Annotated in this window: 24 protein-coding genes; 13 read left to right on the forward strand and 11 right to left on the reverse strand. The window is 64.4% G+C overall.

The genetic code is table 11. The features are described from left to right. The first annotated feature begins 45 nt into the window (after positions 1-45). Positions 46-942, forward strand: a complete 897-nt coding sequence (locus GWG67_RS01800) for an alpha/beta fold hydrolase (protein WP_275167440.1) — start codon at positions 46-48, stop codon at positions 940-942. 7 nt (positions 943-949) lie between these two features. Here GWG67_RS01800 and GWG67_RS01805 read toward each other — a convergent pair whose 3' ends face one another. Both GWG67_RS01805 and GWG67_RS01810 read right to left on the reverse strand, forming a co-directional pair. Further along, entirely contained in the window at positions 950-1213 is a 264-nt protein-coding gene (locus GWG67_RS01805) for a hypothetical protein (protein WP_275167441.1), read from the reverse strand. 187 nt (positions 1214-1400) lie between these two features. Then, positions 1401-2885: an aldehyde dehydrogenase family protein gene (locus GWG67_RS01810; RefSeq protein ID WP_275167804.1), complete on the reverse strand. Its 1485-nt coding sequence runs from the start codon at positions 2883-2885 to the stop codon at positions 1401-1403. 113 nt (positions 2886-2998) lie between these two features. Here GWG67_RS01810 and GWG67_RS01815 point away from each other — a divergent pair, with 113 nt between their 5' ends. Continuing rightward, complete coding sequence (locus GWG67_RS01815) at positions 2999-4081, forward strand: substrate-binding domain-containing protein (protein ID WP_007608802.1); 1083 nt, start codon at positions 2999-3001, stop codon at positions 4079-4081. A 32-nt stretch (positions 4082-4113) separates the two neighbouring features. Here GWG67_RS01815 and GWG67_RS01820 read toward each other — a convergent pair whose 3' ends face one another. Further along, positions 4114-4689 carry a hypothetical protein gene (locus tag GWG67_RS01820; protein ID WP_275167442.1) on the reverse strand — a complete coding sequence of 192 codons (576 nt, stop codon included), beginning with the start codon at positions 4687-4689 and terminating at the stop codon, positions 4114-4116. Between the two features lie 159 nt (positions 4690-4848). On the opposite strand from GWG67_RS01820, the gene GWG67_RS01825 reads away from it, so the two are divergent. Beyond that, positions 4849-5787 (forward strand): LysR family transcriptional regulator, encoded by a 939-nt coding sequence (locus tag GWG67_RS01825; protein WP_275167443.1) that lies wholly within the window; start codon positions 4849-4851, stop codon positions 5785-5787. A gap of 21 nt (positions 5788-5808) precedes the next feature. Here the strand turns inward: GWG67_RS01825 and GWG67_RS01830 are convergent, their stop codons facing one another. The 5 genes from GWG67_RS01830 to GWG67_RS01850 all read right to left on the reverse strand — a co-directional run bounded on the left by GWG67_RS01830 (position 5809) and on the right by GWG67_RS01850 (position 8708). Then, on the reverse strand, positions 5809-6393 hold the full coding sequence (locus GWG67_RS01830) for a TIGR00645 family protein (protein ID WP_007608795.1): 585 nt from the start codon (positions 6391-6393) through the stop codon (positions 5809-5811). Positions 6394-6424: 31 nt separating this feature from the next. Further along, positions 6425-7060 (reverse strand): TerC family protein, encoded by a 636-nt coding sequence (locus GWG67_RS01835; protein ID WP_063992876.1) that lies wholly within the window; start codon positions 7058-7060, stop codon positions 6425-6427. Then, positions 7057-7419, reverse strand: coding sequence for a hypothetical protein (locus GWG67_RS01840; RefSeq protein ID WP_275167444.1), 363 nt, complete (start codon positions 7417-7419; stop codon positions 7057-7059). The genes GWG67_RS01835 and GWG67_RS01840 overlap by 4 nt, the downstream gene beginning before the upstream one ends. Positions 7420-7421: 2 nt before the next feature. Further along, positions 7422-7895 carry a tellurite resistance TerB family protein gene (locus GWG67_RS01845; protein WP_275167445.1) on the reverse strand — a complete coding sequence of 158 codons (474 nt, stop codon included), beginning with the start codon at positions 7893-7895 and terminating at the stop codon, positions 7422-7424. 432 nt (positions 7896-8327) lie between these two features. Further along, positions 8328-8708, reverse strand: coding sequence for a nuclear transport factor 2 family protein (locus tag GWG67_RS01850; protein ID WP_275167446.1), 381 nt, complete (start codon positions 8706-8708; stop codon positions 8328-8330). A gap of 167 nt (positions 8709-8875) precedes the next feature. On the opposite strand from GWG67_RS01850, the gene GWG67_RS01855 reads away from it, so the two are divergent. The 7 genes from GWG67_RS01855 to GWG67_RS01885 all read left to right on the forward strand — a co-directional run bounded on the left by GWG67_RS01855 (position 8876) and on the right by GWG67_RS01885 (position 16865). After that, entirely contained in the window at positions 8876-10633 is a 1758-nt protein-coding gene (locus tag GWG67_RS01855) for an MOSC and FAD-binding oxidoreductase domain-containing protein (RefSeq protein ID WP_275167447.1), read from the forward strand. Positions 10634-10805: 172 nt separating this feature from the next. Further along, entirely contained in the window at positions 10806-12272 is a 1467-nt protein-coding gene (locus GWG67_RS01860; protein WP_275167448.1) for a PLP-dependent aminotransferase family protein, read from the forward strand. Between the two features lie 74 nt (positions 12273-12346). Then, positions 12347-12973 (forward strand): FMN-binding negative transcriptional regulator, encoded by a 627-nt coding sequence (locus GWG67_RS01865; protein ID WP_275167449.1) that lies wholly within the window; start codon positions 12347-12349, stop codon positions 12971-12973. 91 nt (positions 12974-13064) lie between these two features. Beyond that, positions 13065-13892: a class II glutamine amidotransferase gene (locus GWG67_RS01870; protein WP_275167450.1), complete on the forward strand. Its 828-nt coding sequence runs from the start codon at positions 13065-13067 to the stop codon at positions 13890-13892. Positions 13893-13913: 21 nt separating this feature from the next. After that, entirely contained in the window at positions 13914-15140 is a 1227-nt protein-coding gene (locus GWG67_RS01875; RefSeq protein ID WP_275167451.1) for a carboxylate-amine ligase, read from the forward strand. Positions 15141-15203: 63 nt separating this feature from the next. Continuing rightward, positions 15204-15389: a hypothetical protein gene (locus tag GWG67_RS01880; RefSeq protein WP_275167452.1), complete on the forward strand. Its 186-nt coding sequence runs from the start codon at positions 15204-15206 to the stop codon at positions 15387-15389. A gap of 336 nt (positions 15390-15725) precedes the next feature. After that, a complete protein-coding gene (locus tag GWG67_RS01885; RefSeq protein ID WP_275167453.1) occupies positions 15726-16865 on the forward strand; it encodes a hypothetical protein in 1140 nt (379 codons plus the stop codon). Positions 16866-16870: 5 nt separating this feature from the next. On the opposite strand, the gene gor is transcribed toward GWG67_RS01885, so the two are convergent. The 3 genes from gor to rpiA are packed head-to-tail and all read right to left on the reverse strand — an operon-like array spanning position 16871 to position 19549. Next, positions 16871-18259: a glutathione-disulfide reductase gene (gor, locus tag GWG67_RS01890; protein WP_275167454.1), complete on the reverse strand. Its 1389-nt coding sequence runs from the start codon at positions 18257-18259 to the stop codon at positions 16871-16873. A gap of 55 nt (positions 18260-18314) precedes the next feature. Next, positions 18315-18833 carry a DUF2059 domain-containing protein gene (locus GWG67_RS01895; protein ID WP_275167455.1) on the reverse strand — a complete coding sequence of 173 codons (519 nt, stop codon included), beginning with the start codon at positions 18831-18833 and terminating at the stop codon, positions 18315-18317. Positions 18834-18835: 2 nt separating this feature from the next. Then, on the reverse strand, positions 18836-19549 hold the full coding sequence (gene rpiA, locus GWG67_RS01900) for a ribose-5-phosphate isomerase RpiA (protein ID WP_275167456.1): 714 nt from the start codon (positions 19547-19549) through the stop codon (positions 18836-18838). A gap of 177 nt (positions 19550-19726) precedes the next feature. Here rpiA and GWG67_RS01905 point away from each other — a divergent pair, with 177 nt between their 5' ends. The 3 genes from GWG67_RS01905 (at position 19727) to moaA (ending at position 22197) form a co-directional block, all read left to right on the forward strand. After that, positions 19727-20416: an HAD-IA family hydrolase gene (locus tag GWG67_RS01905; RefSeq protein ID WP_275167457.1), complete on the forward strand. Its 690-nt coding sequence runs from the start codon at positions 19727-19729 to the stop codon at positions 20414-20416. A gap of 136 nt (positions 20417-20552) precedes the next feature. After that, complete coding sequence (locus GWG67_RS01910) at positions 20553-21053, forward strand: hypothetical protein (RefSeq protein ID WP_275167458.1); 501 nt, start codon at positions 20553-20555, stop codon at positions 21051-21053. Between the two features lie 109 nt (positions 21054-21162). Continuing rightward, positions 21163-22197 (forward strand): GTP 3',8-cyclase MoaA, encoded by a 1035-nt coding sequence (moaA, locus tag GWG67_RS01915; RefSeq protein WP_275167459.1) that lies wholly within the window; start codon positions 21163-21165, stop codon positions 22195-22197. The last annotated feature ends 124 nt before the right edge of the window (positions 22198-22321 follow it).

A 22321-nucleotide genomic window follows, 5' to 3' on the forward strand; every position in this document is an offset into this window, starting at 1 on the left:
CATTTGCTGGGAAACGGCTCGGAACTGGCAAGATACCTTCGGCCCATGGACGTGGCACTGGACGACGTTTTCATCGACGAGATCAGCTTCCCGGCGACCGACGGGTATGCGCTGAGCGGTACGCTATTCTTGCCGCGCGGCACCAAACGTCATGCCGTGTTGGTCAATTCGGCGACCGCCGTCCCGCGAAAAATCTATCGCGGCTTTGCCTCCTATCTCGCCCATCGCGGCTGCGCGGTCCTGACCTACGACTATCGCGGCATCGGCGACTCCCGGCTGCCGGCGATGGTCGGCTACAACCAGCCGAAATCGCTGGTCGGCTTCAAGGCCTCGATGTCGGACTGGGCCGCGCTCGACGTCACCGCCGCAGTGCACTGGATGCGCCAGCGCTACAATACCCTGCCCTTGACCTATGTCGGGCACTCCTTCGGCGGCCAGGCGCTCGGGCTGATCGCCAACAACACGGACATTTCGCGCGCCGCGTTCGTGGCCTCGCAGGCGGCGACCTGGCGGCTGATGACGTCGCCGGAAAAATACCGCGTCTTCGCCTTCATGAATTTTGTCGGCGTGCCGCTCGTCCACGCGCTCGGTTATGCGCCGGGCTGGGCCGGCATCGGTGAGGATTTGCCCAAGGGCGTCTTCCTGCAATGGGCCGATTGGGTCTCGAGCCCGCGCTATCTCTTCGATTCAAAGCTGCCGGAGCTGGAGAATTTCGCCAAGTTCAAGGGCGAGCTGCGCACACTCTGCTTTTCCGACGATCCCTGGGCGACGCGGCCCGCTGTCGAGCTGCTTGCGAGCGGATTCACCGCAATCAAGCCGGAGGTAATTAACGTGAAGCCGTCCGACGTCGGCGCCAAGGCGATCGGCCATTTCGGCTTCTTCCGCCCCGACCACCGGGACACATTGTGGCGTGGCGTCGCGGAATGGATTCAGGGAGAGTAGACGGCGCTTACCGGAGGATCGTCGTCAGCGACGAGTAGCGCTTGTTCGGCTTGGCCTCGCCCGGCGCGAATTGCGCAAATGCCTCGCTGACGCGGACGGCCGGCGGCGTATCGCCGGCGAAACGAAACTCCTTCGGCCGCGGCGCGTAGAAGCTGGCGCTGTAATAGGCTTCGTCGAAGCGCGCCTCGCCGATCCCGAACATTGCGTCGCACGCGAACAGAAGTGCGTACACTCCCGCGATCGCGACGACGACCTCCCTGAGAACTGACATGCTGATGCCCCACCCTGTTGCAGGCAGAATGCACGTCGGTTCCAAAGCCGGGGTTTAAGGCCGCACAGTTCTTGTTCGCAGGGTTTGCCGCCGCTGAGCGGAATGCAGACAATTTTATCGATCTCGAAAAAAGAGCCCGCCTGCACGGGTGGTCAGGCGGGCTCCAGGCTTGGCCGCTCGGGAGGTATCAAACGGCCAAATTCATCCACACAGCCTTGGGCTCGGTGAAATTGTCGAGCGCGGCGGAACCGTGCTCGCGGCCAAGGCCGGAGTCGCGCTCGCCGCCCCAGGGCAGGCGCACGTCGGTGTAGCCATAGGTGTTCATCCACACCGTGCCCGCGCGCGCCCGCTTGGCGAAGCGCTGCAGCCTGCCGATGTCGCGGCTCCAGACGCCGGCGGCGAGGCTGTAAGCCGTGCCGTTGGCAATCCGCAAAGCGTCGGCCTCATCCTTGAACTTGATGACGCTGACGACGGGGCCAAAGATCTCCTCCTGCGAGATCCGCATCTCGTGCGCGACATTCGCGAACACCGCGGGGCTGATGAAGTAGCCGCGATCGCCGACCTTCTCACCACCGGTGACGAGGGTCGCACCCTCCTTGCGGCCGATCTCGACATAGTCGAGGACCGACTTCATCTGCTTCTCGGAAATGACAGGGCCGAGCGTCGTCTTGCGGTCGAGCGGGTCGCCGATCCTGAGCGACTTTGCGCGCGCCGCCAGTCGTTCGACGACCTCGTCATAGGCCTTCTCCTGCACCAGCACGCGCGAGCCGGCCGAGCAGACCTGGCCGGCATTGAAGAAGATGCCGGAAGCCGCAGCTTTCGATGCGGCTTCGAGATCGGCATCGTCGAAAATGACGTTGGCCGACTTGCCGCCCAGCTCGAGCGAGACGCGCTTGAAATTGCTTGCGGCGCCCTTCATGATTCCCCGCCCCACACCGGGAGAGCCGGTGAAGGTGACCTTGTCGACGTCGGGGTGATTGACCAGCGCGTCGCCGACGACGCGGCCGGGGCCAGTGACCACGTTGAAGACGCCCGCCGGCAGGCCGGCTTCGAGCGCGAGCTCGGCGATGCGCAGCGCCGACAGCGAGGTCAGCTCGGCCGGCTTCATCACGATGGTGCAGCCGCAGGCCAGCGCCGGCGCGAGCTTCCACATCCCGATCATCAGCGGGAAATTCCAGGGCACGATCGCCGCGACCACGCCGACCGGTTCGCGCACGGTGTAAGTCAGGGCATCGTCGCGCACGGGCACGACGTCGCCGCTGATCTTGTCGGCCCAACCCGCATAGTAGATCAGCGTGTCGACGGCGGCCGGAAAATCCTGCCGCGATGTCGCGGCGATCGGCTTGCCCGCATCGATCGACTCGAGCTCGATGATCTCCTCGGCGTGAGCCTTGAGCAGGTCTGCCCAGCGCAGCAGGATCTGGCCGCGCTCGGACGCCCGCATTGTGCGCCAGGAGCCTTCGAAAGCCCGGCGCGCGGCGGCGACCGCATGCTCCACATCGGCCTCGTTGCCTTCGGCGACGACGGCGATGACCTGCCCGGTGGCCGGATTGAGCGACTTGAAGGTGCGACCGGAGCTTGCGGGGACGCGGCGGCCGTCGATCAGCAGATGCTGTGGCCGGGACATGAACTCGCTCGCAGGCGAATGTGCAAAGTCATATGCAACAGACATCATATTTCCTCCAGTTCTGGTATTCCAAACTAGACGCCGCCAAGCCCGAGTAAATATGATATGAATTGCAAATGGATCGCCGTCATATGAAGTGTAGTTCATAAGGAGGACCAATGCTTCAGATCGAGATCGAGGCCGTCTGGCGGTTTCGCCGCGAGGGCAATCCGCGCACCGCCATCGTCATGCTCGGCGTCCTCAACGAGATCAGGAGAACCGGGAAGATCACCAGCGCGGCCAAGGACGCGCACCTCTCCTATCGCCACGTCTGGAATCTGATCGAGCAATGGTCGGAGTTCTTCGGCACGCCGCTGGTGGAAACCCAGCGCGGCAAGGGCTCAAAACTCACGCCATTCGGCGAGCGGCTGGTGTGGGCGGGCGAGCGCATGCAGGCCCGGCTCGGACCTCAGCTTGAGAATCTGGCGCAGGAGTTGGCGAGCGAGATCAAGCCGTTCCTCGAGCAGCGCCCGTCGGTGATCCGCGTGCACGCCAGCCACGGTTTTGCGGTCGCAAAACTGCGCGAATTCCTCGACCGCGAGCCCGGCATCGGCGTCGATCTGCGCTATGTCAGCAACCAGCATTCACTGGTCTCTCTGGCGCAGGGGGCCTGCGATCTCTCGGGCCTGCATCTGCCGCACGGCGCCCTACGCGCCCAGGGCATCAAGGCTGCGCGCGAATGGCTCGATCCGCGCGAGGATCGCATCATCAGCTTCGTCACACGCGAAATGGGATTGATGGTCGCACGCGGCAATCCGCTGCGCATCGCTTCGCTTGATGATCTCACCGGACCAAAAGTCCGCTTCGTCAATCGCGACCACGATTCCGGCACGCGGCTTCTGTTCGACCAACTGCTCGCGGCAAGCGGAATTGACGAGAGCCGCATCAACGGCGCGCAGCAGATCGAGTTCACCCACGCCGCGGTCGCAGCCTATGTCGCGAGCGGCATGGCTGATGCGAGTTTCGGGGTTGAAGCCGCCGCCCGGCATTTCGGCCTCGATTTCATCCGGCTCCTGACCGAGGATTATTTCTTCGTCTGCAAGCGCGCGTTCCTGGACACCGGGCCGATGCAGCGCATCCTGGAGATCATCCGCAGCGCCGATTTTCGCGCGGCCGTCGCCACCCTGCCGGGTTATGTGCCGTCGGACACCGGCACCGTCACCGGCGTGAAGGCGTTTCTGGAGATGCACGCCGTGCGATGATGCCGACGGATTCCATCGCCTGTCCGCGCCGGTCAGATCGCCGGCTCGTCCTTCAGCGCTGACATGACCTGCTCGCCCTGCGCGGTCAGGCGATACGTCACCAGCGGACGGCTCGACGGAGGCTTTCGCGCGAGCTCGACGATGTAGCCGCGCACCATCAGGGCTTCGAAGCTGCCGTAATAGCCGAACATGCTGATCTGGTTCTGCCTGAGCAGCTTGAACTCGCGCAGGAGACGTATCTCGTTGCCCGACAGCAGCGACCGGCGCACGCGCTGAACGAACCGTGCGCGCTGCTCAAACCAGGCCTGGTCCGGCAGTTCGTACGAGACTGGTGCCGGGGCCCGTTCGCAGGGACGCGCGTCCTGCGCAATCTCGGCCGTCACCTGCGGCAGGCATGGTATGCTGCTGCTGACAACCGCGTCCTTCGCCACGTCGAGCAACACGAGCGGCCAGCGCCGCTTGTTGTCCACCATGACCGGCGGTGGCACGACGCTGTCGCGCACCAGCTGCTCGAAGCGTCCGGCGGTCACGCCGACATAGGCAGCCGCGCGACGGCGATCGACCAGACGCGTGTCCGGCGCGACCTCGCAAACAATGTTCTCGTCCACCCCGGATCCCCTCGCGCCTCGTTGCGCATGGCATGACGGTCCGGCGGGACCGGCCAAGCCGGCGGCGAACCTAGGTGGGAGAAGCGCGCTCGAAAAGCAGAGAATTTCGTACATGTTGATGCCGTTTCGGCAACAGTTATAGTCAGACCCGGGGGTCCCATGCGCTTTCACTCACCGGCCATCCAGTACTTCCACGCCGTCCGCCGCACCGGTTCGATCCGGGCCGCGGCGCGCGTGCTGAACGTTGCCTCGTCGGCTGTAAGCCGCCAGATTCTCAAGCTTGAACAGGAGGTTGGGTCACCGTTGTTTGAGCGCAATGCGCGCGGCCTGACGCTGACGACGGTCGGCGAGATGTTGGCCCGGCACGTCATGAACGTGCTCCAGGACCTCGATCGCTTCCGCTCGGACGTCGCGTCCCTGTCGGGGACCTGGCATGGCACCGTCAGCATTGCCTGCATCGAGTCGCTCACGGAATCGGTGCTGCCAGACCTGATCGCCTCCCATCGCGGCCGGGCCCGGCGCGTCAGCTTCACCGCCGAGGTGAAGGGATCGTCGGATGTGCTGGAGGCACTGAGCCGGGGCGAGGCCGACATCGGCATCGCCATGGCGCTGCGCCATCCGCCGGACCTGCGCCAGGTCGCCTTGAAACGGTTTCGCCTGGGTGCAGTCGTCGCGCGCGAGCATCCGCTGGCGCGCGGCAAGACGGTCACGCTGACCCAATGTCTCGCCTTTCCCGTCATCCACGCGCTGCCGGAGCTGTCGATCTACCATCTGCTCCAGCCGCTGATCGCTCAGCTGTCCGAGACGCCGGAGCCGGCGATCCAGGCCAACTCGATCGACCTGATGCGCGAGCTCGCCGCGCGCGGCGTCGGCGTCGCCTTCCAGACCCAGCTCGGCATCGGCAGGCTGTCACGCGACAGCCGGCTCGTCTTCCTGCCGCTCGACAATGCCGGCAGCCCGGTCTGGTCCGACCTCGGCATCTACGTTCGCGCCGAGCGCACCCTGCCCGCCTACACGGAATCCTTCCTCCAAGAGCTGGTGCGCGAATTGGGCGAGCGCGAGCGGCAGGAAAACGCGGCCTACCCGCAGATCGCCTGATCAAGCGCGCCGGTCGAGTGCTCAGCCGTGGCCGGCTCCCTTGCGCTGGCCGCTCTCGCTGAGGCGGTCGACCCAGGCGATGCCGATCGCGGAGATGATGAAGGTCAGATGGATCAGCACCTGCCACATCACGCCGCTCTCGGTGAAATTGCTACGCGTCGTGCCGAGATTGCCCGCCTCGATGAAGGTCCTGAGCAGCGAGATCGACGAGATGCCGATGATCGCCATCGCAAGCTTGATCTTGAGCACGCTGGCGTTGACGTGGCTGAGCCATTCCGGCTCGTCCGGATGACCGCTGAGGTTCAGGCGCGAGACGAAGGTCTCGTAACCGCCGACGATCACCATCACCAGCAGGTTCGAGATCATCACGACGTCGATCAGCCCGAGCACGACCAGCATGATCTGTTGCTCGCTGGCGTCGAACGAGTGCACGACCAGGTGCCAGAGCTCCTTCAGGAACAGCAGCACATAGACGGCCTGCGCAACGATCAGGCCGACATAAAGCGGAACTTGCAGCCAGCGCGAGCCAAAGATGAGTTGGGCGAACGCGCCGATTTGCGGCGCCGGCACGGAAACCGCCGAAGGTGCTTTGGGTTCGGACGTCATTGATCACTCCGGATGATAGACAGACGTTGCCTCAGAGACTCGCGATCACAGGCGCGAGCTCGAGCGACCCGCGATAGATCATCTCGAAGGCGACGTAAACGATGATGGCGAGGCCGACATAGCCGATCCAGCGCTGCTTCTGGAGCACGCGGCCGAGCAAATCGGCGGCGACGCCCATCAGCGCGACCGACAATAACAGGCCGAAGGCGAGGATGTAGGGATGCTCGCGCGCAGCGCCCGCGACCGCGAGCACGTTGTCGAGCGACATCGAGACGTCGGCGGCGACGATCTGCACGGCCGCCTGTCTGAAGGTCTTGCGGGAGGCAGGAGCAGCGCTGCTGCCGCCGTGGCTGAACGCGAACTCGTTCGCATGCGCGGACTGCTCGCGCAGCTCCCGCCACATCTTCCAGCATACCCAGAGCAGCAGCACGCCACCGGCGAGCAATAGCCCGATCACTTGCAGAAGCTGGGTCGCGACGCCGGCAAAGACGATGCGCAGGGCGGTGGCGGCGATGATGCCGACGACGATTGCGCGCCGCCGCTGCTCGGCCGGCAGGCCCGCTGCGGCAAGGCCAATGACGACGGCATTGTCGCCGGCGAGCACGAGGTCGATCAGGACGACCTGAAACAGCGCGGTCAGCGCTTCGGTTGTGATGAATTCAGTCATGATTGGTCATTTTTCGGTGCGGACGAATCGAGCCAGTGCGGCTTCTTCCGCTCGACCCAATCCAAAACCTTGGCGCGCGAGGATCGCAGCGCGGGCACGTCTTCAGCGAGCAAAGCCAGGCCGAGCGGGAGCATCCAGACGCCGAGCACCGGCAGGAAGGAGAGCACGCCGCCGACAATGAGCAGCGCGCCCGAGGGAATTCTCACCCAGCGGCTGGACGGCTTGAGCAGATAGGTGACGGTGTCGCCCATGCGCGGCGGCAGGCGAAGGACAAGCTTGTCGAGGCGCGGGTCGCCGCCGGCCATCTGGCCGGTAGCGCCCGCAGTCCCTGTCTTATCCTCGTCCGAAACTGCGCTCATGCTTATTCCTCGGCGGCGATGCGCTGATCGGCACGCACTGCACCCGGCGCCACCTGCTTTGCGCGCGGCAGCACCAGCGTCAGCAAGCGCAACAGCTTGATCGCCTGCACTTCATGGGGATGCACGTCCTCGTCCGCGGCCGCGACGCGCTCCGACAGTTCCATCAAATGAGCCGACAGCGGCAGGTCCGAAACCGGACGCAAATTGTCGATCACCACATTGGCGAAATCCGGTTCTTCGAGACGTTCGGCAAGCTCGTCGAACATCGCGTAGAGCCGGTCGTCAGACATGTGCGGTGCCAGCTTGCGATCCCGGATGAAACGGACGACCTCGTCGCGTTCGACCGGCGAAACTTGCCGGTCGGCGACCGCAACCAGCGCGCCGACGATCACCAGCGCTACCGCAGCCTGCTCGTTCAGGCTGGACGGCTCCGTGATCTCGATTTCGATCGGATTTGAATGCTTGGCGTCGGACATCGTTGCTCCCGTATCTTGCGAAATGACCGCACGGGGCTGCGATGGGGACGATTGGTCGGAGAGACTCTCAAGAAGGCCCGACGATCGGCCGATCCATCGCATTCGCGCGGGACAGGTCATCCGACATCGCGAGGTTTTGCCGACAACGTCGACTTCCTCGCCAGAGGGGCCCGGATTCTTGTTCCTTTCACACATAAAGGTGGGGCCGTCGGAATCAAGACGACGCGACTGCGACCAGCCGCCGCATCGGTTCCGTGTTGCCACATTGGCTAAGCAGTTCTCGTGCTCCGCCTGCGATCATGTCTTTTGCTGTCATCGCCCGCGCAGGCGGGCGATCCAGTACTCCGAGACGTCCGTAGTTTGTCGAGAAGCCGCAGCGTACTGGATTCCCCGCCTGCGCGGGGAATGACAGCGGAGTGCGGAGCGCTCAGCCTACCCCGTCCGCTTGACAAGATTCGCCCGCGAGGGCGACGGCTCGAACCTGTCGCCGAAATATTGCGTCTCGTGCGCCACCAGGCCGTCGCGGAATTCCATGATGCTCACGACGTAAGACGGCACCCCGTCATAGGTCAGCACGAACTCGCTCACCCAGAGATCGTTAGCGCCGACCATTCGCCGAACCGTGAAGCGCTTCTTGTTCGGCTGCACGAACCGGCTCTGCTGGATGTTGCTGCGACCGCGGATCCGCTCGCCGGACTGCGGATAGTCGAGCACCGCGTCCTCGCGATAGATGTCGTGCTCGGCCTCGAAATCGTTCGCATCCGAAGCGATCCAATGGCGCTGAAGCGCGGCCAGCTTGCCCTGATCATCCATCGTGATCTCCCGTTGTCCCGACTGCGTCCTCGTTACGCCATTACAGATTGGCGCGCAGGGAGCCGGTGACAAGACTTGCTCGCAACCTCTAACAACGACTAACGAGCCAAAAAGGCCCTCCGGATGCAAGGATGATGGCAGAGCCCGCAGTGATTGGGGAACCCGCAATGGCACGTCTGCTTTCGGTCAATGTCGGTCTGCCGCGTGACGTCGCCTGGCAGGGTCGGACCGTCCACACCGGCATCTGGAAGGCGCAGGTCACAGGCCCGCGCAGGGTGCGCCGGCTCAACATCGATGGCGACGGTCAGGGCGATACGGCCGGTCATGGCGGCGAACATCGTGCTGTATTCGTCTATCAGGACGAATCCTATCGGTACTGGCAGGAGCATCTGGGTCGATCGAACCTCGTTCATGGCCAGTTCGGTGAGAACTTTACGGTTAAGGGCCTCGCCGACACCAACGTGTGCATCGGAGACCGCTACAGGATCGGCTCCGCGCTATTCGAAGTGACGCAACCGCGCGTCACCTGCTACCGGCTCGGCATTCGCATGGACGAGCCGGACATGGCCGCGCTGCTGGTCAGGCACGGCCGGCCCGGGTTCTATTTCCGTGTGATCGAGGAAGGCGACGTCGAAGCCGGCGACGAGATCACGCAGATCGCCGTGGGACCCGAGCGCATGAGCGTGTTCGAGATCAATGCACTGCTCTACATGCCGCCGCATCCGCGCGAACGCCTGGAGCGCGCGCTGCGGATTCCCGCGCTGAGCCGCGGCTGGCAGCGTTCCTTCGAGGCGCTGCTCGAGCAGCAGAAGGACAACAAGACCGCGGGAAACGCCGGGCTTGGGCCGGCGGCGAGCCCACTACCGGCCTGGCGCGGATTCCGCTCCTTTCGCGTGGCGCGCAAGATCGCGGAAAGCGGCAACGTGACGTCGCTGATCCTCGAACCCGTCGACGGACTTCCCGTAGCGGCTGCCCTGCCCGGTCAATACGTCGTCATCAGGCTCGAGCCTTCCGCTGCGCAGGCGATGACACGCAGCTATTCGCTGTCGAGCGGCTCCGATGCCGCGTCCTATCGCATCAGCATCAAGCGCGAAGCGCACGGCGCCGCCAGCCGCTACATCGCCGACGAGCTGCTGGCCGGCGCTGCCGTGCAGCTCGGTGCGCCGCGCGGCAGTTTCACGCTTCGACCAGGGGCCCGGCCCGTCGTCCTGCTGAGCGCCGGCATCGGCGTCACCCCGGTGCTCGCAATGCTCCACGCGCTCGCGGCGGAAGCGACGACGCGGGACGTGTGGTGGCTGCATGGCGCCCGCAACGGCCGCGAACAGGCGTTCGCCGCCGAGGCGCGCGAATTGCTAAGTGGGCTCTCTCATCACCGTAGCCACGTCTGCTACAGCGCGCCTGACCCGGGCGATCGTCTCAATGTGGAGTTCGATACAGCCGGACATCTCGACGCACGCCTGCTCCAGAGTCTGAGCGTGCCGCGTGACGGCGATTTCTATCTGTGCGGACCGGCAGCTTTCATGAGCGATCTGAAAGCTGGCCTCACCACGTTGGGCATCGCACCGGATCGCATCCACACCGAATTGTTCGGCGCCGGACCATCCTTGACGCCCGGCATAGTGTCCTCCCCGCAGAAGCGAGTGCACCCGCCGGTCGGCGCTCCCGGCCCCGGCCCTGTGGTTTCGTTCGCCCGCAGCGGCCTCAATGTCTGCTGGGGGCCATCCTACGCCAGCCTGCTGGAGCTGGCCGAAGCCTGCGATGTCCCCGTGCGCTGGTCGTGCCGGACCGGCGTCTGCCACAATTGCGAGAGCGGATTGATCGCGGGGACGGTCGACTATGCGCCGGATCCGCTCGATCCGCCGGCGGACGGCAATGTCCTGATCTGCTGCTCACACCCCCGCAACGACCTCGTGATTGATCTATAAAAGTGGAGACCTGTTATGCGAGGTGGCGCCCCGGCCTCCTTGCGTTGTGGGACCAGGGCCGCAAGGAGCATTTTCATCCCTACGGCAAGGCTTACGTCGAAACTCTCGGCGAACGGGATTAGAACCACATTCCGACATGGTCCGCTCGGGCGAATGCCGGCTTGGAATGTGGATGATCCAGATGAAGACCAAACCCGCCCCCCGTGCCGACCGCATGGGCGCGCGCCAGATCTACGAGGCCCTGAGAGATCAGATCGTGGCGCAGGTGTACGGGATCAACGGGTTGCTGCCGTCCTCCCGCGCGCTGGCCGGCGAGATGGGCGTGGCGCGCTCGACCGTCACGGTCGCCTACGAACAGCTCGCCGCCGAAGGCTTCATCGAGACACGCCATGGTGCGCGGCCGCGTGTGGCCCGCGCCGTCGTCGAACGGGGACGCACGCGCGTAGTGTCGCAGCCATCGGCGCGGAAGGTGCGGCTGTCTGCGTTCGGTGAGCGATTGCTTCAGGACCCGCCGCGCTGGACCGAGGCGCCGCGCGGGCTCGTCGCGAACTTCCGCTATGGCGAGCTCGCGCCGTCGGATTTCCCGGTGCTGGCATGGAAGAAGGCCGTGACTGCCGCGATGGCGCGCAAGCCCGAGCGGCTGGCCTATGACGATCCCTGCGGCGCGCTGCGGCTGCGGACCGCGCTTCAGGGTTATCTGTGGCGGTCGCGCAGCGTCCGCTGCGAGGTCGATCAGATCGTCGTCGTGAACGGCTCGCAGCAGGGCCTCGACATCTGCGCCCGCCTGCTGCTCGACGCCGGCGACCGCTTCGTGATGGAGGATCCCGGCTATCAGATGGCGCGGCATACTTTCGCAGCGACGGGCGCCGAGACGATCCCGATCCCGGTCGACGCGGATGGACTGGAGACCACGCGGCTCGATGGCGTCGAAGCCCGCCTCGCCTATGTCACGCCGTCGCACCAATATCCGCTCGGCGGCGTCATGCCGATCGGACGCCGGCACCAATTGCTCGCCTGGGCCAGGGCAAACGACGCCTACGTGATCGAGGACGATTACGACAGCGAGTTTCGCTACGACACCAAGCCGATCCCGCCGCTGCATACGCTGGAGGGCGGCGACAACGTGATCTATCTCGGCACCGTCTCCAAGACGCTCTCCCCCACCTTGCGGATCGGCTATCTGGTGGTGCCCACCGCCCTGCGATCCCTGTTGGCCGTCGCCAAGCAGATCATGGACCGGCACACGCCGCTGATCGAACAGGACGCTCTCGCTTCGATGCTCGAAAGCGGCGCCTATGACGGCCACATCAGGCGCGTGCGCCGGCGCAACGCCGAACGCCAGGGGGCGCTGCTCGACGCGCTCCGCCGCCGCTTCGGGGATCGCGTCCGGATCGAGGGCACGGCCGCAGGCCTGCACATCGTGGCGTGGTTCGATGATCTGCCGCAGAAGCGTGAGGACGCGTTGATCAAGGCGGCCCATGCAAAGGGCCTCGGCATCTATCCCGTCTCGGCACTGTTCGTCGGACCTCGCCGACCGCGGAAGACAGTCGGCCTCGTCATGGGCTATTCGGCGCTGGAGGTCGCACAGATCGAGCGCGGCTGCAGGCTTCTTGCACAGGCCGTCGCCGAACTGGACTGATCAAACAGACGATAACTGGCAGTTTCTTATAGGCCAGATTCCGGCTATCTCCAGATCAACACCGGAGATAGACCATGTACATCCCTCCCGCCTTCAAAGACGACATCGAGAGCATCCGGGCGACCATTCGCGGCGCCCGGCTCGCCAGTCTGGTCACGGCCACCAGCGAAGGCCCGGTCGCCACGCCGCTGCCGCTCTTTCTCGACGAGAGCGAAGGCGAGCACGGCGTGCTGTACGGACATTTGGCGAAAGCCAACCCGCAATGGAAACTGCCGCCGATCGGAGATGCGCTGGCAATCTTCAGCGGTCCCGACGCCTATGTGACGCCGTCCTGGTACGCGACCAAGCAGGAGACCGAAAAGGTCGTGCCGACCTGGAACTACGTCGCGGTCCATGCTTACGGCCCGGTTGAATTCTTCCAGGAGCCTGAGCGCCTGCTCGATGCCGTGACGCGGCTCACGAACAGGCATGAAGGATCGCGCGCCAAGCCGTGGGCCGTTACCGATGCCCCCGAAGATTTCATCGCAGCGCAGCTGCGCGGAATCGTCGGCGTGCGCATTCCCGTCGTGCGGTTCGAAGGCAAGCGCAAGATGAGCCAGAACCGTCCCGAGGCCGACCGTGTCGGCGTCGCACAAGGTCTCGCAGCAAGCGAGAGCGTACACGATCGGGAAGTTGCGCCATTGATTCCGGTTCCGGTGTAGTGACCACTTGGTTTCCGACATTCGCGTCGGGAACCATCGTCCTGTCAGGTTGGTTGATACATTTCAGCAAGCATCTCCTGACAGGATTCCTATGTGCCGCTGGATCGCATACCGGGGCGAGACGACGTCCTTCGAACCCTACGTCACCGAGCCCGAGCATTCGCTGATTGCGCAAAGCATCCGCTCGCTTCAGTCGACGGCCGGCTCGAATGGCGACGGCTTTGGTCTCGGCTGGTACGGCGAGCATCCGGAGCCTGGTCTTTATCGTGAAACACGCCCCGCCTGGTCGGACGAGAATCTCCGCTACCTCTGCCGACATCTCCGCTCGCATCTGTTCTTCGCCCACGTGCGTGCCGCCACCGGCACGGCGGTCACCCGGCAGAACTGTCATCCCTTTGCCTGCGGCCAGTGGATGTTCATGCACAACGGCTTCGTCGGAAGCTGGAATCGCCTGCGGCATAAGGTCGAGGCGCTGATCCCCGACGCCTACTACCCCTCACGGACAGGCACGACGGATTCGGAAGCTGTCTTTCTCGCCATGATGGGCGCGGGTCTCGACGCCGATCCGCTCGGCGCAACGCGTCGCGTGCTTCAAGCCCTCGTCGGCTTGGTCAACGAAGGCGAGCTTCGTGAGCGGCTACGCTTCACCAGCGCCATCGCCAACGGCCGGGATCTCTATGCCTTCCGGGTTGCGGTCAACGATGCCGCCAACACGCTGTATTTCCGCGAGGCTGGCGGCCAGGTCATCGTCGTGTCCGAGCCGTTCGACCAGGAAACGGACTGGACGGAAGTGCCCGCGAATCACGCTGTGGTCGCGCGCGCGTCAGAGAGCGTGAAAATAGTTCCGTTCGATCTTGCAATTTCCGGTGAGGCCGACGCGGAACCCGCCCCGGTCAGAAGGATTATCGCCCGCAGGTAAATACCTTGGCCGGGTGGCACGATGACATTTGCTTCAGACGTTTTGAAACTGCTGCGGCTTGATTCATCGGAAGACAAGCAGCACCTCGTCATTCGCTCGGCTGGAGGACGCGGCAAGGCCGCGGAATATTCGTTCGGTATCGAGGAGGAATACTTCCTCGCCGATCGCCGCAGCCTGGAGGTCGCGATCCAGACCCCGAATGAGCTTTTCGAATCTGCGAACTGGTCGACAGGCGGTCAGGCGATGCGGGAGATGTTGCAGTCCCAGCTCGAGGTCGCCACCAACGTTCATGTCGACGTCGCCGATGCGCGCGAAGAGCTTCGCTTCCTGCGTCGCGAAGTCGCGAACGTCGCGGCACAATACGGTTTCGTGATCATGGCCTGCGGCACGCATCCGACCGCGGTGTGGCGCATGTCGCAGCCGAGCCCGAAGCCGCGCTACGAGGAGATGATCGAAGATCTGCGCAGCATCGGCCACCGCAACCTGATGTGCGGCATGCATGTGCACGTCCAACTGCCCGATCCGGAAAAGCGCATGGCGGTGATGCGAGCGATGCTGCCGCAGCTGCCGCTGTTCATTGCCCTATCTGCCTCCTCTCCGTTCTGGAATTCACACAAGACCGGACTGAAGGGCTACCGGCTCGCCGCCTATTCCGAGCTGCCGCGCACCGGCCTGCCCGAATTGTTCGAGAGCAGGCGGGACTACGACGAGTATGTCGGCGCGTTGCAGCGCTCCGGCGTGATCCCCGATGAAAGCCACATCTGGTGGGCCATGCGCCCTTCCATGAAGCACCCGACCCTCGAGCTGCGTGCGCCCGATACCTGCACCTTCGTCGACGACGCCGTTGCCATTGCCTCGCTCTATCGCTGCCTGACCCGCTATCTCTATCTACGGCCTCATCTGTCGAAAGAGGTCACCGCGGTCGAACGCGCAATCGCGGTGGAGAACAAATGGCGGGCCCAGCGCTACGGCACCGATTGCATCTTTGCCTCCAAGGACGGGCCGGTCGAGATCTCGGAGCTGCTCTCCCGCGTGATCGAGGACATCGCCGAAGACGCCGCTGCGCTGAACTGCGCCGCCGAGGTCGAACACTGCCGCACCATCGTGGAACGAGGCAGCTCGGCTGAATTCCAACTTCGCGCCTTCCGCGACAACGCGGAGGACATCGCCGCCGTGTCGCGCTGGATCGCAGACGCGACGATCTCGGGGACGAGCACCCCGGCCGCAGGCGTCGCCGCGCCCTCATAGCGTCCGCGCAAGCTTCGGGAGCGACAATGTCGGTCCTGAATCCGGAAGGTCGCGGAGAGAACCATGAATCGCGTCAAATGTTGCGCCGGCTGCGGCCATGGTCTCATTCCGATGCTCTCTGCCAAAGGGCTCGCGGAGCTCAGCTGCCTGTGGTGCGAGCTCATCGAGGCGCGTGCAGTGGACATGGCGAAGTGGGCTGACAGCCCATACGGCAAGCCCGAGCGGATCGTCCGTCGATCTTTCGAATGAACGGCTTCAGACACCCGGCCGCCGGCAGCTACTGATCGGCGCGGCTGCACGACCGCGCCAGAATGCCGACAAATTAGACAGGACACCTCTCGTCGCCGGGTTTGCAGACGGGGCGAACATGGCCATGCAGGCTGACGAAGCTTGTCATCTAACCTCAGGTGCAACCTCGATTTTTCTTCGCGTGGCGGCGGGTGGCAAAGCCTCGGTGCCGCGCGGCGCCTCGACTGGCCCAAAATTCGCAAGGCAGCATCAGGCCTGATCCCCTGCTCTCCCGATTGGAGCAGCGAGATGCGTGCGCCGAGAGACCGGGTGAGCGGCCTAGAATCGGAGAATGCCATGAACGTGCATGCCGCCGGCGATCTCAAAATCACCGGCCTCACCCGCCCGGACGGCGCGCCCCTTCGCCTCAACGCTCAGGATTTCGTGGCGATCGACCGCGACCGGAATGCGAAGTTCGAGGCGACGTACCGGCCGCAAGCCCTCTACAATCGCGCCAACGAGGGCTTTCACGCCAACAACGAAACCTTCTTGCTGCACGAAGTCGCGACCAATCTGCCGATCTATCTGCCCGACACCGGTCCGACCGATTTCCATCTTCATCTGCCGCCAGGCGGCTTTCAGCTCGTGCTGGTCACCTCGGGCGCATTCACCTTCGACTATGACGGACGCTTCTACAATGTCGGCCCCGGCGCGGTGATGCTGCAAAGCGCGATCGTGCACCGCCAGCTGTTCTACACCTGGTCGGGATTGTCGACCGAAGAGAATTTGAAGACGCCACAAACGGTGGCGCCGGATCCGATTTCCATGGGCTATTCCGGCAAATTCCTCGAAGCCTTCATCACCGATCCGACGACCTTTCCAAATCCGACCATTGTCGGCCCGGATCAGATCAACGAAGACGAGACGCCACGGGTCGCATGGAGCCACTCCCTGCATGATCGCCCTGCGGACGCAGGCTTCTGGCTTCAGGACCCGCTGGCGCTGGATGCGCTGTTCAAGCCGCTCACCGACAACCCGGTCAAATCATCCATGCCGGTCTATGTGCGCGACATCGGCATCGAAGTGCCGAGCGGCCATCTCGTCACCGGCCACATCATCGCAACCGATCCGCGCGGCCAATCGCTCTTGCCCAAGAGCACGTCGGCAGCGGCTGACATCACATGCTTCGCCAAGGGCGAGGTCGTGATCTACCGCGTCATCCGCGGCACGGCCGAATTCAGGAACAAGACTGGCGAGAGCTTTGAGCTCACGGCCGGCGACGTGGTGACGGCGGGGAAGAACGCCACAAGCCTCGTCGGTGTCGGCGAGAACACCCAGGTCCTTCGGCTCGGCCTTCTCAAGGGCATGAACGACCTCCGCAGCTGGACGCCGACACAGCGCGACGAGATCGACGGCCTCGCCGGTCAGATCATCACGCAGAGGGACATCCGTCCTCTGCGGACCGAGGGCAAGCCGGTGGGCTACCTCTACGGCTGAGCGGGCTACTCCGCCGCCTGGCGTACGTGGCGTGCGGTCGGGGTGCGCATGGTGACGAGCTCTTCGGCCGCGGTCGGATGCAGCGCGATCGTCGCATCGAAATCGGCCTTGGTGGCCTTCATCTTCACCGCAATCGCGACCGCCTGCGTGATCTCCGCCGCGGCATCGCCGACGATGTGACAGCCGAGCACGCGGTCGGTTGAACCGTCGACGACGAGCTTCATCAACACGCGGGTATCGCGGCCCGACATTGTCGCCTTGATGGGGCGGAACGTGGTCTTGTAGATGTCGACATGGCTGAATTGCGCCCGGGCCTCGGTCTCGGTGAGGCCGACGGTGCCGACCTCCGGCTGCGAGAACACGGCGGTCGGGATGTTGGCGTGATCCACCTGCACCTCGCGCTTGCCGAACACGGTGTCGGCGAACGCATGGCCCTCGCGGATGGCGACCGGCGTCAGGTTGAAGCGGTGGGTGACGTCGCCGATCGCATAGATGCTGTCGACCGAGCTCTTCGAGAAATGGTCGACGGCGATGCCGCCGTTCCGCGGGTTGATGGCGACGCCGGCCTTCTCCAGGCCGAGATTGGCCACCGCCGGATGGCGGCCGATCGCGAACATCACCTGGTCGGAGGCGAGGCTCGATCCGTTCGACAGATGCGTGGTGAATTCCTCGCCGTGCCGATCGACCTTCGCCACCGTGCAGCCGGTGAGGATGGTGATGCCCTGCTTCTCCATCTCGGCGCGGACGTGGGCGCGAACATCCTCGTCAAATCCGCGAAGAATGTTGTCGCCGCGATAGATCACTGTGACGTCGGAGCCGAAGCCGGCGAAGATGCCGGCGAACTCCAGCGCGATGTAGCCGCCGCCCTGGATCACGATCCGCTTCGGCAGCTTCGTCAGGTGAAACGCCTCGTTGGAGGAGATCACGTGCTCGATGCCGGGAATCGGAGCGCCGTGATTGGGCGCGCCGCCGGTGGCGATCAAAATGTATTTTGCGGTGATCTTCCGGTCGTTCTCGAGCAGGCGGACGGTGTGCTTGTCCTCGATCACCGCGCGGCTCTTGACGATTTGCGCGCCCGACTTTTCGACATTGGCGGTGTAAGCCGCCTCCAGACGCGCGATCTCCTTGTCCTTGTTGGCGATCAGCGTCGGCCAGTCGAAGGTCGCAGGTGGAACGGTCCAGCCGAAACCGGCGGCGTCCTCGATCTCATGGCGGAAATGCGAGCCGATGACGAACAGCTTCTTCGGCACGCAGCCGCGGATCACGCAGGTCCCGCCCATGCGGTACTCTTCCGCGATCATCACGCGAGCGCCGTAACCGGCCGCGATGCGGGCGGCACGCACGCCGCCCGAACCGCCACCGATGACAAAGAGGTCGACGTCGAATTCAGCCATTGTCCACTCCGACCTCTTTCAGAACATGATCCGGATTCTGATCAGATAGGAACTGTCATATCTCCTTGCCACGCTTGCGCATCTCGGCGCGGAAGTTGCCCATCACGGTCTCGGAGAAGTTCTGGGCCCAGGAGTTCATGAAGGCCATGCTCAGCCCGATGGCGCGCGGCTCGGCCTCGATCAGCTTCTTGCCCAGCGGCGACTTGTAGAAGGTGACGAGATCCTTCAACTCCTGCTCGGTGAACTCGCTGGCATAGACCTGCGCCATGCCTTCGCCGATTTCGTTCTCGCGGCCCTTGAGCTGCTGGGCGACGACCTGGGCGACCTCGGTGAGGTCCTTCTGGTAGTTGAGGTTCTGCTGGATCAGCGCGATCTTGGTCTTCTCGACCAGGCCGGGCACGGCGTTCGCGTACATCGCACTGGCGTTCTTGATCGCCAGGATTTCCTTGGCGGCCGCGATGGCCGCCGGCGACGATTTCGGCGCCGCTGGCTGCTGGGCCCCGGCCGGGGCGACCGAGAGAGCCAGTCCCACAGCGAGGGTCGCGACGGGCAACAATTTCCAAACGCTCTTCATTCCTAGTCTCCCTTCGGCTTTCGCCGTTCAATCACGCGAATTCCCTCGCCACCCGCCAAAACAGCCGAGCTGGCCAAGCCGATGAACAAACCATGTTCGACGACGCCGGGGATCGCGCTCAACGCCGTGGCGAGGCGCGCGGGATCCTCAATCATTTCGAGCTGGGCATCGACGATCCAGTGGCCGCCATCGGTGACGAAAACGTGGCCGTCCTTGCCGTTGCGGACCGCCATCTGCCCGGAAACGCCGCATTCCGCAAACGCCTTCTCTATCGCGCGTCGCGTTGCGCCGAGCCCGAACGGGATGACTTCGACCGGCAGCGGAAAGCGGCCGAGTGTCGGCACCCATTTGGTGTCGTCGGCAATCACGATCATGCGATCCGAGGCGGCCGCCACGATCTTCTCGCGCAACAGCGCGCCGCCGCCGCCCTTGATCAGATTGAGTTCGGGGTCGATCTCGTCGGCGCCGTCGACCGTGATGTCGAGATGGTCGATCTCGTCCAGCGTGGTCAGCGGCACGCCGCATCGCAGCGCATCGAGGCGCGTCGCCTCGGAGGTCGGCACGCCGATCACTTTCAGTCCGGCGCGGACCCGCTCGCCGAGCAGTTCGACGAAATGTTTTGCGGTCGAGCCGGTGCCGAGCCCGAGTTGCATGCCGTCACGGACGTCCTCGAGGGCGCGCGCCGCAGCCTGCCGCTTCAATTGGTCCATGTTCACGTTTGCGCCGTCCCTGAATGACGAGTGTGCTGCCGGATAGGCTCGCGGCGGCCTGTGTAGCCTCGTTTTCCCTCGGAGAACAGGGTCTGGGGGAACAGGCCTCAGGGGTCCACCTTATAAGGTGATCTTATGGCTTCGGCCCTTGCGCGGGCGGGGCCGGGCCGGTAGCGCTGGACCATGACCCCCTCCTACACCATCGTCTTCGATCTCGACGGCACGCTTGTGGATACGGCGCCCGACCTGATCACCGCGCTCAATTACGTGCTCGACCGCGAAGGGCTGCCGCCCGTGCCGATGGCCTCGGCCCGCAACATGATCGGCGCCGGCGCCCGCAAGCTGATCGAGCGGGGGCTGGAGGCCGAGGGCCGCAGCGTCACGGTTGCCGACATGGACCGTATGACGGCCGATTTCATCGCCTATTATGCCGACAATATCGCCGTCGAATCCCGGCCCTTCGAGGGGCTGGAGACCGCACTCGACCATTTTGCGGCCCAGGGCCATCGCCTCGCGGTCTGCACCAACAAGCTGGAATGGCTGTCGAAACGCCTGCTGGACCAACTCGACCTGAGCCGGCGCTTCGCCGCGATCTGCGGCGCCGACACTTTTGGCGTCCAAAAGCCCGATCCGACCATTTTCCGCGAAACGGTGGCGCAGGCCGGCGGCGAGGTCAAAGCCAGCATCATGGTCGGCGACGCCGGACCCGATGTCGGCGTGGCCCGGCGCGCCAGAGTTCCCGTCATCGGAGTGAGCTTCGGCTATACGGACGTGCCGATCGCCGAGCTGAAGCCGGACCGGCTGATCCATCACATGCGCGACCTGCCGGCCGCCGCCAGCAGCCTGATGACTGCGCACGCAGATCTCAAGTAATTGACATCGCTTGGTTATTCCGCGGAATCCCGCGTTAACCATCTGCTAACTATGCGCGGCCCGCCGGTTGCTCGTTCGGAACGACGCTCCTAAGTTCGTCCGGGGATGTGGCGGTTCGTCGCACTAGGTGGATGTCATGCGTCGTGTCATCTCGTTTGCGTTAGCTCGAGTAAGTGTCCTCGGGGCAACAAGCCTTGCCGGCTGCTCCTCGATGTCTTCGGTTTCCTGGGACATGTTCAAATCGGCCCCGCCGACCGTCCAGGTCCGGCTCGAATCCAATCCCCCGGGTGCGGACGCCACGACCTCACTCGGAGCGGGCTGCAAGACCCCCTGCTCCGTCTCGGTTCCCGCGCCCGACGCCCCCTTCACGGTCGCTTTCGCATTGCCAAAACACCAGCCGGTAAGCGTGCCGGTGAACGTCATCAGGAATCCCGGCGACTTCACGACGCCCGCCTCGGTCACCACCGACCCCAACCCGGTTTTCGCGGAGCTCCAGCCGGCCATTCCACCGAAACCGGTGCGCAAGCCGCACCGGCCGAAGAAGCCGAAATCGGCGGCGCCCGTCGCTGCCCCGGCTGCTGCTGCCGCGCCGGCCGCGGCCTCGCCGTTCCCCGATCCAAACACGGGCAAGCGCTGACCTCCGTCATCCCCCCAATTGTCTCTGACGCGTTCGATGCTTAGATTGCTTCCAGGACACCGCTGAAGCAAAACTGCTCGCGTTGCCGCAAGTGACAAGGCATTTTGGTATGAACGGACTTTCCGCGAGCCCCCGCACCGCGCTGTCGAGCGCGATGACCGATCCGTTCGGACGGACCATCTCGTATTTGCGCGTCTCCGTCACCGACCGCTGCGACCTGCGCTGCTTCTACTGCATGTCGGAAGACATGACGTTCCTGCCCAAGGCGGATCTGCTGACACTGGAGGAACTCGATCGGTTGTGCTCGGCCTTCATCGCCAAGGGCGTGAAGAAGCTGCGCCTCACCGGCGGCGAACCGCTGGTCCGCCGCAACGTGATGACGCTGGTGCGCTCGCTGTCGCGGCATCTCAAGAGCGGCGCCCTGAGCGAGCTGACGCTGACCACCAACGGCACCCAGCTTGCGAAACACGCAAGCGAACTCGCCGATTGCGGCGTCCGCCGCATCAACGTCTCGCTCGACACGCTCGACCCGCAAAAGTTTCGCGAGATCACCCGCTGGGGCGAGATCGACAAGGTGCTGGAAGGCATCGACGCGGCACGCGCTGCGGGCCTCGCGGTCAAGATCAACGCGGTGGCGCTGAAGAACCTCAACGAGGACGAACTTCCCGACCTGATGCGCTGGGCCCACGGCAAGGGCATGGGGCTGACGCTGATCGAGGTCATGCCGATGGGCGAGATCGGATCGGGTCGAATCGATCAATACCTGCCGCTGTCGCTGGTGCGCGCGCGCCTCGCCCAGCAGTTCACGCTGACGGATCTGGCCGAGAGCACCGGCGGGCCGGCGCGCTATGTCAGCGTCGCCGAGACCGGCGGCAAGCTCGGCTTCATCACCCCGATGACCCATAATTTCTGCGAATCCTGCAACCGCGTACGCGTCACCTGCACGGGAACGTTGCACACCTGCCTCGGCCACGAGGATGCCTCCGATTTGCGCAAACCTCTGCGTGCATCGGACGACGATTCGCTGCTTGCGGATGCGATCGACCGCGCCATTGGCCTGAAGCCCAAGGGCCACGATTTCATCATCGACCGCCGCCACGACCGCCCCAGCGTCAGCAGGCACATGAGCGTCACGGGCGGCTAGCGCCGGCTACCCGGCCGCGGCTTATTCCCCTTAACTATCAACAAACTTCCGATTGACTGGCGGCAAACTCGCTGGTTTGGTGCGGCTGCCTCATGCCTGCGCGGCGAGACAAGCCAACGCGCCA

This window comes from Bradyrhizobium sp. CSS354 (genome assembly GCF_029051725.1).
GTDB lineage: Bacteria > Pseudomonadota > Alphaproteobacteria > Rhizobiales > Xanthobacteraceae > Bradyrhizobium.

Excerpts from the sequence above, each read along its gene's own strand:
- GWG67_RS01800 (WP_275167440.1), top strand. The coding sequence starts at position 46 with ATGGACGTGGCACTGGACGACGTTTTCATCGACGAGATCAGCTTCCCG.
- GWG67_RS01805 (WP_275167441.1), bottom strand. The coding sequence starts at position 1,213 with ATGTCAGTTCTCAGGGAGGTCGTCGTCGCGATCGCGGGAGTGTACGCA.
- GWG67_RS01810 (WP_275167804.1), bottom strand. The coding sequence starts at position 2,885 with ATGTCTGTTGCATATGACTTTGCACATTCGCCTGCGAGCGAGTTCATG.
- GWG67_RS01815 (WP_007608802.1), top strand. The coding sequence starts at position 2,999 with ATGCTTCAGATCGAGATCGAGGCCGTCTGGCGGTTTCGCCGCGAGGGC.
- GWG67_RS01825 (WP_275167443.1), top strand. The coding sequence starts at position 4,849 with ATGCGCTTTCACTCACCGGCCATCCAGTACTTCCACGCCGTCCGCCGC.
- GWG67_RS01830 (WP_007608795.1), bottom strand. The coding sequence starts at position 6,393 with ATGACGTCCGAACCCAAAGCACCTTCGGCGGTTTCCGTGCCGGCGCCG.
- GWG67_RS01835 (WP_063992876.1), bottom strand. The coding sequence starts at position 7,060 with ATGACTGAATTCATCACAACCGAAGCGCTGACCGCGCTGTTTCAGGTC.
- GWG67_RS01840 (WP_275167444.1), bottom strand. The coding sequence starts at position 7,419 with ATGAGCGCAGTTTCGGACGAGGATAAGACAGGGACTGCGGGCGCTACC.
- GWG67_RS01845 (WP_275167445.1), bottom strand. The coding sequence starts at position 7,895 with ATGTCCGACGCCAAGCATTCAAATCCGATCGAAATCGAGATCACGGAG.
- GWG67_RS01850 (WP_275167446.1), bottom strand. The coding sequence starts at position 8,708 with ATGGATGATCAGGGCAAGCTGGCCGCGCTTCAGCGCCATTGGATCGCT.
- GWG67_RS01855 (WP_275167447.1), top strand. The coding sequence starts at position 8,876 with ATGGCACGTCTGCTTTCGGTCAATGTCGGTCTGCCGCGTGACGTCGCC.
- GWG67_RS01860 (WP_275167448.1), top strand. The coding sequence starts at position 10,806 with ATGATCCAGATGAAGACCAAACCCGCCCCCCGTGCCGACCGCATGGGC.
- GWG67_RS01865 (WP_275167449.1), top strand. The coding sequence starts at position 12,347 with ATGTACATCCCTCCCGCCTTCAAAGACGACATCGAGAGCATCCGGGCG.
- GWG67_RS01870 (WP_275167450.1), top strand. The coding sequence starts at position 13,065 with ATGTGCCGCTGGATCGCATACCGGGGCGAGACGACGTCCTTCGAACCC.
- GWG67_RS01875 (WP_275167451.1), top strand. The coding sequence starts at position 13,914 with ATGACATTTGCTTCAGACGTTTTGAAACTGCTGCGGCTTGATTCATCG.
- GWG67_RS01880 (WP_275167452.1), top strand. The coding sequence starts at position 15,204 with ATGAATCGCGTCAAATGTTGCGCCGGCTGCGGCCATGGTCTCATTCCG.
- GWG67_RS01885 (WP_275167453.1), top strand. The coding sequence starts at position 15,726 with ATGAACGTGCATGCCGCCGGCGATCTCAAAATCACCGGCCTCACCCGC.
- gor (WP_275167454.1), bottom strand. The coding sequence starts at position 18,259 with ATGGCTGAATTCGACGTCGACCTCTTTGTCATCGGTGGCGGTTCGGGC.
- GWG67_RS01895 (WP_275167455.1), bottom strand. The coding sequence starts at position 18,833 with ATGAAGAGCGTTTGGAAATTGTTGCCCGTCGCGACCCTCGCTGTGGGA.
- GWG67_RS01905 (WP_275167457.1), top strand. The coding sequence starts at position 19,727 with ATGACCCCCTCCTACACCATCGTCTTCGATCTCGACGGCACGCTTGTG.
- GWG67_RS01910 (WP_275167458.1), top strand. The coding sequence starts at position 20,553 with ATGCGTCGTGTCATCTCGTTTGCGTTAGCTCGAGTAAGTGTCCTCGGG.
- moaA (WP_275167459.1), top strand. The coding sequence starts at position 21,163 with ATGAACGGACTTTCCGCGAGCCCCCGCACCGCGCTGTCGAGCGCGATG.